The organism is Leeuwenhoekiella sp. MAR_2009_132 (genome assembly GCF_000687915.1).
Lineage (GTDB): Bacteria > Bacteroidota > Bacteroidia > Flavobacteriales > Flavobacteriaceae > Leeuwenhoekiella.
This window is the reverse complement of the sequence record NZ_JHZY01000002.1, coordinates 1,481,179-1,496,034: the sequence shown is the minus strand read 5'-3', so window position 1 is coordinate 1,496,034 and position 14,856 is coordinate 1,481,179. Positions and strand designations below refer to the sequence as shown.

Here is a 14,856-nt window from a genome sequence, read left to right as displayed (position 1 = left end):
AAAATTATTGAATCACCCAGGTGTTGAGAGTGGTTTTAGATGATTGGATGAGAATTTTAACCGGAGCAGGTTGTCCTTTTTTGAGCTTAAGCTGAACGGATTCTTGCTTGCTTTTTGCAGAAACCACTTTTGTATAGCTATCAGTTTTTCCGGTTTTAAAGTCATTGGTGCTGCTTGCCAAAATGGTTATGGAAGAATTTTTTTCTGATAAATTTTTCCAACTTACGTTTAATAATCCATCTTCAATAACCGCTTTGGGTTGCGTAATTGCTACCGGACTGATAAGTGAAACCCCGTCCCATTCGGCACTAATTTTCTCAGGAACTGAAAGCTCTAGAAAGTCTGCCATAGTAGGAAGCAGATCAACTATCGCCGGAGTTTCATTTTTGAAATAGTCATTGGTTTGCGTAGTATTTGTAACAATCCAGGTACTGCGTTCGCGGTCCGATTGACCTCCGTGGTGTTTACCGTCTTTTGCAGAGCGACCGTGATCTGTAGTCACTAAAAATAACCAATCTTCCTCATAATTTTTTTCGCGCAATTTGACCGCATCGTAAATTTTACCGATTAAGCTGTCTTCGTACTTTATGGCTGCGGTAAGCTGCGGACTATCGCCATACCCGTGGCCCATATCGTCTGAAAATTCCAGATACACCCAGGAGAGATCAGGTGCTTCTGTTTTAATGTAATTTGCTGCCTCGGCAGCTACGAGTGCGTCTATATTTTTAATGTATTCGCGTTTTTGATCGTGCGGAAAACGAATCGTATCCAACTCAAAACCATCAAAGGCGTAATCTACCTGAACGTTTTTAGTTTGTGGTAGGTCTTCACCTATAAGCTTAGTGCGGTTGTCTAACCAGGTTGAGAATACGGCCGTTTTGCCGTCGGGGTAACGGTCTTTATATAGTCTAAAAATCGTAGGGTAGTTGTAGTTGGGATCTTTTATACCATTACCCCAAACGTTATGTTTATTGGCCCATACTCCTGTTAAGAGGCTATTATATCCTACAGCAGAAATGGTTGGCGTTTCAGAATATCCGTCTTTTAAACCACCTACATACGCATCACTATACGCACCGGCATTTGCAATTTCATCAATACGTGGGGAGGGATTGTTTTTAAGCATATCGGTAGCTATGCCATCTACTATAATAAAGACAACCTTTTTTTTAAGAGATTTTTGCTGTGCATTGAGACCAAAAGCACAAACGAGCAGTGCTGACAATAAAAGGCGTTTAAAAGGATACATACATTGGATTTTTAAATTCGCATCAAAAGTATGTGGATTGAAAAATAGATTGACCAATCGTTCAATTAAATAATGATTACATAAATGTTGCCTTTACGTTATTTGATAAAATCACCTTTCATAGTATTTTGAAAACTCTATTTTTGATAAATTTTCAGAATGGGTAGAAAGAATCTAAGTACACAAAGGCGCAAAGAGATTATCGTTTCGTTTTACGAAGTAGCACGGGACTTAGGCCTAGAAAATGCTTCTATAGCTAAGCTCGCCCAGCATATGAAGATCAGTAAAGGGCTTGTATTGCACTACTTTAAAAATCGAGAAGAATTGCTGTTAGGTTTAAACGAATATATCTTAGAACAGCACTTGCGTGTAATGATTTCTGAAGATAGGGTAGCTCTGGATTGTAAAGAAAATGTTATCTCCTTTATTGAAAATCTTTTTACTAGAGCGTGGAATGATTATTTTGATGATGGGGTTTTCTACAGCTGTTACGCCATGATTTACAGGATACCCGAATTTAAAGAAAGTTTTAAATCTTACCTGCTTAAACTTCATCAGGTGTTATTGGAAAAATTAAAGCTGGCATCTACTCATGGGGTTATCGTAAACACAAACCTAAAGGAGGTAACTGAAGTTATCTTCGCTTTAATAGACGGAGCTTATTATTATTTAGGCATGTTTGAAGAGTCTGAAGTTCTATACCGTGAGAAAGTGGCGCTCTACGTAAAACATAGTTTAAAGCTTCTTGAATTTAGAAGTTAAAGATTTTTTTCTTAAATGATCAAATCGCTTGTAAACGGCAAATAGAGCTATGAGGCCCCAAATTCCATTAACAAATATATTGGGGTAGTCATCAATTACAATAGCATTTAATACCAAGCAAATGGCGCCAAGTGCATTCAGTATATGGTAGAGGTATTTTTTTGCAGAAATAAATTCTAAACTCAAAAGTAAATAGGCTACTATAAAAATTACGGCGCCTAGCCATCCAACGTATGCCATTTTGACTATTTTAAATTCTATTAAATTGATTTGAACTTTCGACTACAATTCTAAGAAATCAAATTTTTAAAGCCTGTAAATAAATTTTATTTTGTACAAACTGATTTGTAGAATGTGTACTATTGTAGGCTTCTCCTTTTTGTAGGCTTCCCCTTTTTAGGACACCTTAAAATTCGATAAATAGTTATTATTTAGTTCAGGTTTGATGAAGAATTTAAATTCTTCATCAAACCTAGGCATATATTCTTTTGGGGATTTATTCCCTAAAGATTTATGAGGGTGATTAAAATTATAATCCTCCCTCCAGTTGTCGCTTATCTTTTGAAGTTGATGAATATCATTGAAGTAATACGCATCCAAGATGTCTTCTCTGAAGAAGCGATTAAAGCGTTCTATGTACCCATTTTGCATTGGTTTACCAGGTTGTGTGTATTTGATTTCAATAAAGTTTTTCTCACACCATTTTGTAAATGTTTTGGAGATAAACTCTGGCCCATTATCGCATCTAATATATCTAGGAGTTCCAAGCTCTTCTTTTAAATTGATTAGGGTCTCTACTACAGCTCTGGCAGGATAGGAAAGTCCTGCCTCAATAGCAAGAGCCTCTCGGTTACAATCATCAATTACATTAAACACCCGTACTTTTCTAGCATCGGTAAGTGCATCACTCATAAAATCTATACTCCAACATTCATTGAGAACAGAAGGCATTTCTAAAGGCTGTTTTACGCGTTTTATTAAACGCTTCTTATGTTTACGCCTAAGACTGAGCTTCATCTCTCGATAAACTCGCAATACACGCTTTCTGTTCCATTTTAGACCTTCTCGACGGATTTTATAATAATATTCATCAAAACCTCGAGTAGGATAGGCTTCTGCTAGTTGAGTCAACTTATCAATGACTTGGCTATCGTCCTTTTTACTCTGGTAGTACCACATTGATCTGGTAAGCCCTACAACATTACAGGCTCGTACAACCGGTACTAAATACTCTTTAATGAGATACTTAACTCGAACTCTTTTGTCGGAAGGTCTTAGAACTTTTTTGATAAACGTCCTTGAGCATTTTGTTGTCCAGGCTTACATCTGCATACATTTGCTTGAGCCTGTTATTTTCTTCCTCGAGCTCCTTTAAACGCTTAAGGTGTTGCTGCTCCATTCCTCCATACTTTTTACGCCAGTAATAAAAGGTACTCTTGTCAATACCTAATTCTCTGGATAGATCGCCCACAGATCTTCCTTGTTCATTCTCTTTAAGAGCTTTAATTATTTGGCTCTCGCTAAATTTGCTGTTTTTCATCGTGACAGTGTGAATTTAAAATTAGTAAATTCGAATTAACAACTGTCCTGTTTTTAGGGAAGCCTACATTTTTAGGGAAGCCTACAAAAGGTATTGAAGATCGTTTATTAGAGCTTGTTAAACAAGATCAACAGCAACAACTAACTTTATTAACTAGTATACCTGGTATCGGTATTAAAACGGCCTTATTTTTAGTTGTGATAACAGATGGCTTCTCTAAGTTTGAGAAGGCCTCTCAACTGTGCAGTTATGTAGGGGTCACCCCGACAATACGGGAATCTGGGAGTAGCGTAAGAGGCAGAAGCAGGATCAGTAAGATGGGAAACAAAAAGCTAAGGAACCTATTGTTTTTATGCGCGTTCAATGCGTGTAAATACAACAAAGGTTGCAAGGAAATTTACGATCGAATCGTAGCTAAGGGTAAGAGTAAAAAACTGGCATTGATTGCAGTGGCTAATAAACTTTTAAAGCAGGCTTTTGCTATCGCTAAATCAGGATTGCCCTACGATGAAAATTATGTGTCTGTTCTACATAAAGGATAGCTCCAAGATGAAATAAGTGAAACAGTTAAGATCTGTAGTTACAGATTTTAGCAAAGGATTCTTATGTCTCAAATTTAATATAGAAAAGAGTTGTTTTTTACCTCAGTTCTTTGTTGCCAACAGTACTTTGGTTTTTTTTTTCAATTCAGAGTTAAGTCAGGTTATTTCTATTTCATTGTTTCGTTTAATAGTTTCATTACTTTTTCCAAAACCAACTCAACATCTTGTACTCCTTTTTCTCTTTGTTCTTTTGCCCATAGTTCTTGAACTTCCTGAAACCTTGTTGCAGTTTCAAATTCATCAACTTCTTCATCATTGAGAATTCGAACATTTGTACCTTCTTTACTTAAGGTTTCCATTTGAACATCAAAACTATTGTTCATCACATTACCTAAAGATTCATAAGAAGTTTTGGCAGCACGTTGTATGGCTTCTTTATCTTCTTCTGCAAGTCCATTCCAAGTATCTTTATTGATAGCCACAATATAGAGGTGTCCTAACCATAGATTTTTAGATGCCAATAAATTGGGTGCGTGTTCATAAACTTTTAAGTTATAACCACTATCCACATTTACCATAATTCCATCCAAAGCTCCTTCTTCTAAAGCATCATAAACTTCTTTTCCCCAATGCATTCTAACTGGAATAGCTCCTGAATTCTGCAAAAAGTCTATATGCCAGAAACTTGCAGAACGCCATTTGTTTTCTTTAATTTCATTTAAGTTATTTAATGGCTCTCTACTGAAGAAACCAACAGGATATCCAGTTCCAAGAAATATTTGTATAATGTTGTTGTTGTCTAATTCTGCTGAAAATTCTGGTACATCAGAATACGCCTTTCTAAAGAATGATATTTGACTTTGTCCTGATGGTCCCACAGGAAAGCCTTTAAAAATCTGATGAAGTGGTAATTCTTCGGCAGTGTATTCAGGTACAACAGTTGCAATGTCCACAGTGTCCCCTCTTTTTACAGCACCTAATGCTTCATAAGCTATGGCGAGTTCTCCATCCCAATGCGCTTCAATTCTTAATCGACCATTAGATTCTTTTTCTATTGCCGGAAAAAAAACTTCCTTTAAAAATTTGGTACGCATTTCACTTGAAGATTGATGGTCAGAATATGTCAGTACTCTCTGTGCCGATGAATTATTTGAATACAAAAATAATGTGACCATTAAAGTCAGAAGCTTTAATAATTTGGTGTTTAAAATGCTCATTGCTATTAAATTTTAATTAAAAGTTTGTCTAAATTCTAAAGGGGAAAATTGGGTTTTTGCCTTAAATAACTTACTAAAGGATTGTGAATGTTCAAAGCCCAACTCTAATGCTATTTCTCCAACAGATAAGCTTGTGGTTGATAATTTGGTTTTTGCCAAATCGATTAACTTATCGTGTATATGTTGCTGTGTAGTTTTGCCCGTTATAGTTTTTAATAACCTGCTCAAATAGTTGGAAGACACATTTAACGAATCAGAAAGATACTTTACTGTTGGTATTCCGTTATCGATAATCAGGTTACTGTTTAAATAGTCATTAAGGATTTTTTCTACTTGATTAATAATTAAATGACTGCTCTTTTTTCGCGTTAAAAATTGTCTATTGTAATAACGGTCAGAATAAATAAGAAATGATTGAAGTTGGGATATTATTAGATCGTGGCTGAATTTATCAATGTTTGAGCTATACTCTTGCAGAATAATATCTTTTATATTGGTTAACAATTTTTCTTCTTTTTCTGAAAGAAACAAGGCTTCATTTACAGAATAATTGAAAAATTCAAAACTCTTAATGTCTGTGGCTAAAGGCGTATTCCACAAAAAATCGGGATGAAAAAGTATCAAAAAACCAGAAAGATTATTATTAATTTTTGCATCAAACGAAAATATTTGTTCAGGCGAAATAAAAGAAAGTACGCCTTCATCAAAGTCATATTCTTGTTGACCATATTTCATTTTACCTTTAAAACCACGCTTCATAGCAATGGCATATAAATCAAAAACTAAAGAATAATCATCTTCGTTTGTTGAATTATTAATTGCAGCAAAATCAATCACACTAATTAATGGATGTTCTGGACTAGAAAGCCCTTTTAACTTATGGTATTGAGATATTGATTTAACTCTTTTTATTTCCTGATTTTTCATATAAATAAGTTTTAAACTATCTTACTTACTAATACAAAATTAGAAAACACATTTCTTGATTATATAACCAAATCTAGCTTTGTTGTAGTCGAAATTTAAAGATTTTTTAATTCTGCTCGATTTGTCTTATACTGAAATAGGTTGACCAGTTGCCGGTTTACTATTTTGTTTTCATTCGGTTACTAATATCGGTATTTTTCTGTACTGTCTGTAACTATGATTTTGATTACTGTGAGCAAAGTCTGGAGTTTTAAATTCCAGGCTGTAGTGCATTCGTTTTGAATTGTAGATTTTGACTGCTTTTTTAACCATTTTCTGAGCTAGTTTAAGATTCACAATTGTTTTACCCAATCCATATTCCTGTTTTAGTATTCCGTTTATTCGTTCGGCTACGGCATTCTCATAGGGGTCGTATTGCTGGGTCATACTGGTGTTGATCCCGTTTCTCTCCGCGAAGTTAGTGTAGGTAGGGTTACAGTACTGCAGACCGCGGTCAGAGTGATGAATGAGCTTTTGGTGGGGGTATTTTCTTTGTTTTAAAGCCATTTTGAGCGCATCAATACAGAGGCTCGTTTTCATATGATCATCGATTTTGTAACCCATTATTTTTTTAGAATAGGCGTCTGTTACCAGCGCAAGATATGCATTACCACCATCACTTACCTACAGCTGCTCTGCAGCTGCTCTGCAGCTGTAGGAATGAAGTCCTTAACTAGATTTGGATATTTATAAAAGTGATGTTTTGAGTTTGTTGTGATGTGTGCTCTTTTGGTTTTGGGTATGAGCAGGCGATGTCTTCTAAGAAGTAGATAGAAGCGATCTCTGCCCATTTTAATATTCTTTTCAACAAGAGCCGGCTTGATTGATTTATACAGCTTTAAACTGCCCGTTTTTGGCATTTCCTTTCTGACCTGTTCAACAAGGTTAAGTATAGCTTGTTCTTGCTGGTTAGACTTTTGATGTATTGCCAGACGCTTGTAAAAAGCTTGTTTAGATATCCCGAAACATTGGTAGACCCATTCATTTTAAAAGGTCTCTTTTGCATTTTTCTATCTCTTTGGCTAATGCTTCGGGCAATGCCTTTTTGCTAGATCGAGTCCTGATAAATTCTCGAGATTAGCGATGTAATCCCTTTGAAATTCTTTTACAAACTCCAGTTCTTCACTTTTAGCTTTTATATTTCATCTTGTTCACTCATACCTCGTTTCTTTTGTTCTATGGTACTGTATTTTTTTAGCCAATAGTCAATAGAAGATCTTGAAACGTTATAGGATTTGGCAGCGTGGTTAACGGAGATTTGACCATTCTGGATTTGGTCAATGATCATTAATTTGAGTTCAAAACTTACTTTTTGGCACTCTTTTTTTGTGCAGGGAGGTTTGTTGTCTTTCATCTTGATCCTAAATTCAATAATTGATTTTTAGGTCAATATATTTTATAAAATGACTATTATAGAAGGCTACTACTTATTAGGAATGATCCTTATTTGATGATTAAAGTATATCAACCTTTCCATCTTTTATAATAATATAGTTCCACATAGCTGGCCAACCAATAATATATTTGCCGTCTTTAGCCTTTTCCCCTGCAATATTATATGCTTCATCCCCTCGAGTAAATCCTTTATCAAGCTTAGTTTTAATTTTTAATACACCAAAATCTGTTTTTAATTTAACTATATTAAATCCTATTTCCTCTAACTTGACCATTCCAGATTTATGGCTATCGTTAATGATATTAATTTTTGAAGCTGTTCTGTTTTCAAGGTAATTACTTGTTAGAAAATCAAGAACCTTTTCTATTGAATTTATTTCTCCATCATATTTATTTTCATTAATTAAAAAAGCATATTCATTTACTCCCATCTACTTGCAAGGCAAGTAAGTTCTCATCAAAGAAACCATGTTTAAATAAATATATTTCTGATTTCCTATGGATCAATAAAGAATTGTTCCCTAAATATTCCCAGTTAGCCAGTTCAACTCTGCCATTTTGTGAAATCAATAAACCACCATTTGATCTAAATATATATACATTCTTAGAATTTTTAATTTCATCAATTACAACCCAATGTTGATTTGTTAATAGTGTAAGATCGTCTAACTTCTTAGAATACCTTTTAATCTTTGGAATGATTTCGGAGATATAAGTTTTCATATTGAAATTTCAACTTAAACAATTTAGTGTTTGATTATTAAAGTATTTAACAAATGTATATCAAATATAAATCAGAAGCATTTAATCTTAATAACCAAAAATGTAGCCTCTTATTTTTATAATAAGTTAAGTATAGTCAAGGGCAAGAGTAAGAAATTAGCATTGATCGTGTAGGCTTCCCCTTTTTTAGGGAAGCCTACAAATAGCATTATTCTGTAAGTAGTATTGAAAAGAAACTTAAATATTTAAAGAAAAATTGAAATGTAGAACCACGTTTCAACTTGTAGACGAATTAGGTAGCTATGTGATTGAAATTGATGTGGAGTAGATTCTAAATGGGTAAATAATTGAATTAGAAAATTTATCCTTTATTAACTCTTAGTTAGTTTCAATCTTATCCATTTATTTATTACTTCCTGAAGTAAATCTTCTAAGCCTCCAACGGCCAATCCTTATATTGCCCCTCAGCTTGTTCGATTACTTCCTTCAGCAAATTATCCAGTTCAGTAAATGGAACTTTGCCCCGTGATTTATTTTTCACTGCTGAGCGAATGGCGGCGAGGGTATGTTTCTATTTTATTACCCTAAATCTGGGCTAGAATCGAAATTCTCGTGGTATGATTGAATGTAAGCTACAAAAGCTTTCCCGGCACCAGTTTAATAATTGATTTTAGTATTAGAACCTATCAGGTACTTGTATTCATTAGCTAAGTAAGAATACTGTTGTTAAACAAACTATTGCGAAACGATGGAGTTTACAAATGAATATTGTTTCATTCTCAATCAATTTGAATTTCATAAGTTTTTCCTTCTTCTCCAGAAATTATGACATATCCATAATCATCTAATTCATCTGGCCATATATGGTCATAATCGAGATAACCATCATTAGGAAAATAGATTACGGTTACTTCGTTATCCTCTACCTCTACATCAAGGGTGTAAGTTGCAGAATAAGAGGTTTCCGGATTGTTATAGTAAACAGTTGCTGAATAAGTACCATCCTGATAGCCGTCAATTTCATCTTCATTATAATATCCATCTTCAACTTCTTCATCTTCATAATAATATTGCTTCTCCTCTTGTGAATTATTATAGGGGTTATTGCCAGGTTTATTCTCTTTACAGGAAAGAGATAAAAAGGCAAGGAATAAAATATATTTCTTCATATTAATTAGAATTTCTGTGTTATCAAGCCTCTAGAGGCCAATCTCTATACTGCCCCTCGGCTTGTTCTATAACTTCCTTCAGCAAATTATCCAGTTCAGAAAAGGGTACCTTGCCTCGTAATTCTTTTTTTACGGCCAGTCGAATAGCGGCTTTTGCATTCTCATTTCGCGCCCAGTCTAGTTGGAGATTTTTCTTAACGGAGTCCACAACTTTATGTGCCAGGTCCTGGATGGGGCCAGATTGGTTCAGTAACTTTTCGTTAGCCGATAACAGATCGTAAAAAGCGAGTTCGTCTTCGGTTAAACCTAGTTGTTTGGTTCGGATGTCATCCTGCTGAAATTCATTCGCGATGTCCAGCAAATGCTTGATGGCGGCGATGGAATCCAAAGAATTTTTATGGTAGTTACCAAGCACTTTTTCTAACTCGTCTTTCAGTTTTCGCATCCTGCGGATGTTTTTAGGCATGCGCACCCGTATCTCGTCATTGATGATCCGGCGCAGCAATTCTACTTTGATGTTCTCGTCGCCTTTTTCCTTTACAATGGCCTGGAAGCGATCGTCTACTATGGAAATATCGATCTTGTCCAGGTTGTACATTTTTGCCAGATCTACAATCTCCTGTGATTCCAGGGATTTGCTTATCAGGTCTTTTATCTTTTCATTCTTTTCCCTACGCGAACCGGGAGGGAATTTTATTTTTCTGATGAGCTGTCTGATCTTCTGAATGATCGCAAGCTCTTCCTGAATCTCCCAAACCCGCGGATCTGAACTCGTCATAGCCACCAGTTCGGCCAACTTGCGCTCTTCGAGCAAAAATGCATCGGTAACGGCATCAGATTTTAAAAGGCTATTCACTACACTGCTAGACCATTTCATTTTGTCCATATCGGTCATTGCATTGATGCTTTCCGCAGAAAAATCACCTATAAGATCTTTCACTTTCTCAAATTGCTCCAGGCAAATTTCTACCGCGGCTTCAAGATCCAGAGTGGGTTTTCCTTCCCCACCCCCGGCAGTGTATTTTTTGGTGGCCTCGGCAAGAAAGCCGGAAATGCCTATAAAATCTACTACGAGTCCGTTGGGTTTGTCTTGAAAAACGCGGTTCACTCTTGCAATGGCCTGCATCAGGTTATGACCTTTCATAATTTTATCCACATACATCGTATGGGCGCAGGGCGCGTCAAATCCCGTAAGCCACATATCACGAACGACTACAATTTTAAGCGGATCTTCAGGTGTACGGAAACGTTTTTTTATCGCTTCCATTGCATCTTTAGTGCGTATATGCGGATTCCAGGCCGTAGGATCTTTGCTGATGTTTCCGGTCATAATCACGGCTATTTCAGGGTAACCTTCAAGTGCAGTGAGCGCATTATACATTTTTACGCAGTTCTTGCGGCTCATACACACGATCATCGCTTTGCCTTCTAAGCTTTCGGCCCTGGCTTTAAAATGGGTGAGGATGTCTTTGGCAACTCTATCTACCCGGTCTGCAGCCCCGGCGGCATCTTCTATCGCGGCCCAAACGGCATTGTTCTCCTCATCGGCATCTTCTTCCATTTCATCCAGCTCCCTGTCATATTTGGCTTTGATGTTGAGCGGAACCATTTTTGGTTCGTAATAAATGGGCACCGTGGCACCGTCTTCCACGGCCTGTTTGATATCGTAGGTGTGAATTGTGGGGCCAAATACCTGTTGGGTATCGGCATCTTTGCCATCTACGGGAGTTCCGGTGAATCCTATAAAGGAGGCATTGGGCAACGCGCGTCTGATGTTCTGCGCAAAGCCGCCGCTATGAAAGCCGTACTGGGTGCGGTGAGCTTCATCGGCCATCACGATCAGGTTGTACCGTTCAGAAAGAACGGGGTGGGAGAGCTCTTTTCCCGAAGCCAGTTCTTTTAAGCGGAATTTCTCAATGGTGGTAAAGATCACCCCGCCGCCATCGGTACTCAGCAGGGCCCGAAGCTCATCGGTGGTATCGGCGTGTTGTACGTGGCCCACCAGGTCTTTGCACAGCACAAAATTCTCATAGAGTTGCTGGTCCAGGTCATTACGGTCTACCTGTATGAGGATGGTGGGGTTTTTCATTTCGGGCATTTGCCGCAGGATCCCGGTAAGGATGGCCATCGAGATGCTTTTACCCGATCCCTGCGTGTGCCAGATCACTCCCAGCCGGCCGTCACCGTTGGGTTTTATATTTCCTACGGCACTGTCCACCGCTTTTTTGATGCCCCAGTACTGGTGGTATTTTGCGCCTTTCTTGATTATTTTCCCGTTATGGTCTTCGTGGAAAATGAAGTTTTGAAGGTAGTTTAATAGGGTTTTCTTCGGAAATAATCCCTTCAGCAAGGTCTCCAGCTGAAGTTCCTGTTTCTGCTGAAGGTCATCCCCGTGAACGCTTTTCCACGGAGCAAACCACTTTAGCGATGAGTTGTACATCCCGTGTAGGGTTTCCAGCCCATCTGAAACTACCGTGATGGCATTGTAATCAAACAGCTGCGGAATATCCTGAACGTAATGCCCAATTTGCCGGTGCGCGTTTTCCACGCCCACCTCGGGATCAAACATATTCTTGAATTCAAAAACGATGAGCGGAAGTCCGTTGATGAAAACGAGCAGATCTGTGCGGCGGCTGTTCTTGCCCATGATCTTTACTTCATCTGCACACACAAAGGTATTTTTCTTAGGCTCCAGGTAATTGATAGGGTAGAGGTGCCGGGCCTGTTCTTTGCCCGAAGCATCTTTCCAGGTAATGGAAACCCCCTGGGTCATTTTAAGATGAAAATCGCGGTTGCGGTGATCGAGATCCATTCCCTGGTGCTGCGTAAAAGCTGAAAGGGCTTCGTTAATGGCGGTGCCAGGTACGCCGGGGTAGGAGCTCACTAAAAATTCCCGAAGATCCTCCTCCAAAACCACTTTTTTGAGATCCCGCTGCAGGGAATTGCCTTCTTTATAGGTGTACCCCAACTCCTGAAGGCAGGCTATGGCAGCCTTTTGCACCGTGATCTCGATCATTTGTGTCATAAGACTTCTGTTACGATTTGCTCCGCATCTTTCACGCGGACTTCCCCGCTGATGACTTTTGGCAATAAGGTGTCACGGAGTTGGGTTAGTAATTCTATTTCCTTTTTATTTGCAACTAAAGCTGTATTCCAAAGTTTTAATTTTTTAGATATATCTTCAACATAAGATTCATCTTTAGGAAGAGCTATTTTTAAAGTTCTCAAAGCAGAAATAGTTAAAGCTTGTTGAGTACTTCCTATTGTTTCACCTTTGATTTGATCCTGGGTGGACGGTGATTTTAACCACTGAGAAATAAAATGGCCATTCACTTCTGGTTTATAATTTTTTATCCAGGTTAAATTTCCATCTTTAAAATAAAAAGGATTGTTGTTTTCAACTAACCAGGAAACTCCTATAGTGCCCACAGAAGATATCAAAATATCATCTTTTTTAGGCACTCCGAATTTCTCTTTTATTAAATGATATTTATCAGCCTTTATAAATAGTTCAGTGGAAATACTTTTTCCTTGACTAAGTTGAATTACTTCTTTTCCTCGGAAAAACGGAATTCCGTTCTCTACATATTCGTTACGAAAAATTCTTTTACTGGAGCCAACTTCGGCAACATCTCCTAATTTTTTCACTTCCCATCCCTTCGGAATTTCTCCCAGTTCAGAGTACACAAATTCCCCATCCTGAAAAGGCCCAAAATCAACAAACCAGTGCTTGTATAAAACCATTGCCATTTGTTCCAGGGTTTTGTTCATTTGGAGATTGAGTTCGATCTTATCGTCTAAAGCAGAAAGGATGGAGGCGATGGATTTTTGTTCTGGGAGAGGAGGTATACCAACTTCAATATTGTCAAAGGTATTTCTCGTGATAGTGTCAAATACGGAACCGTGAGAATTGGCTTGGATGTTTGTTATAGAAGATTTTATTAAGTAATAGCCGAAATCATTTAATAAAATATTTTCCTTCCCAGATAGGCCGTAGCAGGATTGGTTAAATGCCATATCTCTTCCCAATTGGGCAATTTGTCCAACGGTACCTCGTGCAGAAATTATTAGTTGGCCCTCAGACAAAATTTTGGTACTACTTTTTTTAAGGCCGAGTTCAGTAATAGATTTCTCTGTAGAAAAAACCGTCCTCTGATCATCATTGAAATCAACTACAGATAACCACGGGATGTTACCATTCCAGTATTCTTTAATTTTGGTTTTTGGCGTTCCTCCACCAATTATTTCAAAGGCTTCTGAAAGTTTATATGTTTTCCAGTTTTCTGGCATTAGTTGTTGTTTGTGTTTTTAACTTCTCGAATAATGCAAGTTTCGGCTTAGGAACTTCTATTTTACAGTTAACCATTGCATTGTGAGGTATTCCCCAGTTTGTATAATTGATTCTTAGGCGTTATGCTGTTTCTGTTTTTCATTCAAAAGTTTTTGTTCATAATCAGATTTTAACTCAGGAAACAATTGAACCATATTTAGACAGCCTTCTAAATAATAATTTGCACTTAGTTCAAAAGCCATATTAGAATAGTTGATTTCTACTTCACTTGCTATTCCTCTACCTTTTTGTTGTTCAGTCATTCTTGTAAATGACATAGGGAAACTATGTACTTGGTTAGACAAGAACTTATATAAACCTTTATACTTTTCCTTACTGTTTCCTATTCTTTCTTCTATTTCTTCCCTGGTAATTATAAAAGATGAGCTTCCTTTTATAAGGTTTTTTTGTTTTTTCTGATGAAGCTCTTTAAAAATTTTATTATTCCTTATCCGATCTTTTATTTCTTTCTCAATTTTTACTCCTTGATTCTTATCTTCTTTAGCTAAATAAAAGAGCATATCGGCTCTGCTTTTAGTTTCGTGAAGATCAAAAAATAACTTTCTTAATTCTCGTTCATCCTCACTTATTTTATCAATAGAAAAATAGAACAAAGTGTGGTAATTTTCTATTAAATTTCGAGTCAGAGAAAACAATGATGTACACTCCCAATGCGACTCTATACTTTCTGGACCCAGTTTCATCATACTAACTGATGTGGCACACATTCTGGTAAACAGAATTGTTGCATAGGCTTTAGTATGATTTTCAATTCTACCAGCAACTTTTTGAGACATTTCTGTACCTAAGGTTAGGATTCTTCCGAGTTTTCGTTTCTGAGCTATGTATTTATCAAATTCTTCCTTCATTTTTAAAGTACATCTATCTTTTGCAGCTATACGAAGGCAAGGATTTTTCCAGTATCTTGTCTTTTGAAGAACGAAACCTCAGCTTGGGTATAGG

Annotated in this window: 15 protein-coding genes and 2 pseudogenes; 2 read left to right on the top strand and 15 right to left on the bottom strand. The window is 37.0% G+C overall.

Annotation, left to right across the window (positions count from 1 at the left end; translation table 11 throughout):
- Positions 1-4: 4 nt before the first annotated feature.
- Positions 5-1,249: an alkaline phosphatase family protein gene (locus P164_RS06370; protein WP_035899381.1), complete on the bottom strand. Its 1,245-nt coding sequence runs from the start codon at positions 1,247-1,249 to the stop codon at positions 5-7.
- Between the two features lie 159 nt (positions 1,250-1,408).
- On the opposite strand from P164_RS06370, the gene P164_RS06365 reads away from it, so the two are divergent.
- Positions 1,409-2,011, top strand: a complete 603-nt coding sequence (locus P164_RS06365) for a TetR family transcriptional regulator (RefSeq protein WP_028375605.1) — start codon at positions 1,409-1,411, stop codon at positions 2,009-2,011.
- Here the strand turns inward: P164_RS06365 and P164_RS06360 are convergent.
- From P164_RS06360 to P164_RS18810, 3 genes are all read right to left on the bottom strand, one after another.
- A complete protein-coding gene (locus P164_RS06360) occupies positions 1,985-2,251 on the bottom strand; it encodes a CBU_0592 family membrane protein (RefSeq protein WP_035899380.1) in 267 nt (88 codons plus the stop codon). The two genes, P164_RS06365 and P164_RS06360, sit on opposite strands and share 27 nt — an antisense overlap.
- 156 nt (positions 2,252-2,407) lie before the next feature.
- Positions 2,408-3,250, bottom strand: coding sequence for an IS3 family transposase (locus tag P164_RS06355; protein ID WP_234405838.1), 843 nt, complete (start codon positions 3,248-3,250; stop codon positions 2,408-2,410).
- A 7-nt stretch (positions 3,251-3,257) separates the two neighbouring features.
- Positions 3,258-3,551, bottom strand: a complete 294-nt coding sequence (locus P164_RS18810) for a transposase (RefSeq protein WP_051621258.1) — start codon at positions 3,549-3,551, stop codon at positions 3,258-3,260.
- 92 nt (positions 3,552-3,643) lie between these two features.
- Between P164_RS18810 and P164_RS06350 the strand changes: the two are divergent.
- Positions 3,644-4,093, top strand: a pseudogene (locus P164_RS06350) (transposase); the annotation flags it as partial.
- A gap of 167 nt (positions 4,094-4,260) precedes the next feature.
- On the opposite strand, the gene dctP reads toward P164_RS06350, so the two are convergent.
- The 11 genes and pseudogenes from dctP to P164_RS06300 all read right to left on the bottom strand — a co-directional run bounded on the left by dctP (position 4,261) and on the right by P164_RS06300 (position 14,762).
- A complete protein-coding gene (dctP, locus tag P164_RS06345) occupies positions 4,261-5,310 on the bottom strand; it encodes a TRAP transporter substrate-binding protein DctP (RefSeq protein WP_035899379.1) in 1,050 nt (349 codons plus the stop codon).
- 12 nt (positions 5,311-5,322) lie between these two features.
- Positions 5,323-6,237 carry a helix-turn-helix domain-containing protein gene (locus P164_RS06340; protein WP_028375602.1) on the bottom strand — a complete coding sequence of 305 codons (915 nt, stop codon included), beginning with the start codon at positions 6,235-6,237 and terminating at the stop codon, positions 5,323-5,325.
- A 171-nt stretch (positions 6,238-6,408) separates the two neighbouring features.
- A pseudogene (locus P164_RS06335) lies at positions 6,409-6,879 on the bottom strand (transposase); the annotation flags it as partial.
- Between the two features lie 17 nt (positions 6,880-6,896).
- A complete protein-coding gene (locus P164_RS18660; protein WP_159106008.1) occupies positions 6,897-7,136 on the bottom strand; it encodes a hypothetical protein in 240 nt (79 codons plus the stop codon).
- A 275-nt stretch (positions 7,137-7,411) separates the two neighbouring features.
- Positions 7,412-7,630 carry a helix-turn-helix domain-containing protein gene (locus tag P164_RS18945; protein WP_234405825.1) on the bottom strand — a complete coding sequence of 73 codons (219 nt, stop codon included), beginning with the start codon at positions 7,628-7,630 and terminating at the stop codon, positions 7,412-7,414.
- Positions 7,631-7,730: 100 nt separating this feature from the next.
- Positions 7,731-8,102 (bottom strand): hypothetical protein, encoded by a 372-nt coding sequence (locus tag P164_RS06325; RefSeq protein ID WP_028375601.1) that lies wholly within the window; start codon positions 8,100-8,102, stop codon positions 7,731-7,733.
- Positions 8,089-8,394 carry a hypothetical protein gene (locus P164_RS06320; RefSeq protein ID WP_028375600.1) on the bottom strand — a complete coding sequence of 102 codons (306 nt, stop codon included), beginning with the start codon at positions 8,392-8,394 and terminating at the stop codon, positions 8,089-8,091. Before P164_RS06320 ends, P164_RS06325 begins: the two co-directional genes overlap by 14 nt.
- 779 nt (positions 8,395-9,173) lie before the next feature.
- Positions 9,174-9,563: a hypothetical protein gene (locus P164_RS06315; protein WP_028375599.1), complete on the bottom strand. Its 390-nt coding sequence runs from the start codon at positions 9,561-9,563 to the stop codon at positions 9,174-9,176.
- A 22-nt stretch (positions 9,564-9,585) separates the two neighbouring features.
- Positions 9,586-12,588 carry a type I restriction endonuclease subunit R gene (locus P164_RS06310; protein ID WP_028375598.1) on the bottom strand — a complete coding sequence of 1,001 codons (3,003 nt, stop codon included), beginning with the start codon at positions 12,586-12,588 and terminating at the stop codon, positions 9,586-9,588.
- Positions 12,585-13,853 (bottom strand): restriction endonuclease subunit S, encoded by a 1,269-nt coding sequence (locus tag P164_RS06305; protein WP_035899378.1) that lies wholly within the window; start codon positions 13,851-13,853, stop codon positions 12,585-12,587. The genes P164_RS06310 and P164_RS06305 overlap by 4 nt, the downstream gene beginning before the upstream one ends.
- A gap of 114 nt (positions 13,854-13,967) precedes the next feature.
- Positions 13,968-14,762: a DUF5677 domain-containing protein gene (locus P164_RS06300; RefSeq protein ID WP_028375597.1), complete on the bottom strand. Its 795-nt coding sequence runs from the start codon at positions 14,760-14,762 to the stop codon at positions 13,968-13,970.
- Between the last annotated feature and the right edge of the window lie 94 nt (positions 14,763-14,856).

Bases quoted from the DNA above. Each gene is read 5' to 3' on its own strand.
- P164_RS06370 (WP_035899381.1), bottom strand. From the start codon at position 1,249: ATGTATCCTTTTAAACGCCTTTTATTGTCAGCACTGCTCGTTTGTGCT.
- P164_RS06365 (WP_028375605.1), top strand. From the start codon at position 1,409: ATGGGTAGAAAGAATCTAAGTACACAAAGGCGCAAAGAGATTATCGTT.
- P164_RS06360 (WP_035899380.1), bottom strand. From the start codon at position 2,251: ATGGCATACGTTGGATGGCTAGGCGCCGTAATTTTTATAGTAGCCTAT.
- P164_RS18810 (WP_051621258.1), bottom strand. From the start codon at position 3,551: ATGAAAAACAGCAAATTTAGCGAGAGCCAAATAATTAAAGCTCTTAAA.
- dctP (WP_035899379.1), bottom strand. From the start codon at position 5,310: ATGAGCATTTTAAACACCAAATTATTAAAGCTTCTGACTTTAATGGTC.
- P164_RS06340 (WP_028375602.1), bottom strand. From the start codon at position 6,237: ATGAAAAATCAGGAAATAAAAAGAGTTAAATCAATATCTCAATACCAT.
- P164_RS18660 (WP_159106008.1), bottom strand. From the start codon at position 7,136: ATGCCAAAAACGGGCAGTTTAAAGCTGTATAAATCAATCAAGCCGGCT.
- P164_RS18945 (WP_234405825.1), bottom strand. From the start codon at position 7,630: ATGAAAGACAACAAACCTCCCTGCACAAAAAAAGAGTGCCAAAAAGTA.
- P164_RS06325 (WP_028375601.1), bottom strand. From the start codon at position 8,102: ATGGGAGTAAATGAATATGCTTTTTTAATTAATGAAAATAAATATGAT.
- P164_RS06320 (WP_028375600.1), bottom strand. From the start codon at position 8,394: ATGAAAACTTATATCTCCGAAATCATTCCAAAGATTAAAAGGTATTCT.
- P164_RS06315 (WP_028375599.1), bottom strand. From the start codon at position 9,563: ATGAAGAAATATATTTTATTCCTTGCCTTTTTATCTCTTTCCTGTAAA.
- P164_RS06310 (WP_028375598.1), bottom strand. From the start codon at position 12,588: ATGACACAAATGATCGAGATCACGGTGCAAAAGGCTGCCATAGCCTGC.
- P164_RS06305 (WP_035899378.1), bottom strand. From the start codon at position 13,853: ATGCCAGAAAACTGGAAAACATATAAACTTTCAGAAGCCTTTGAAATA.
- P164_RS06300 (WP_028375597.1), bottom strand. From the start codon at position 14,762: ATGAAGGAAGAATTTGATAAATACATAGCTCAGAAACGAAAACTCGGA.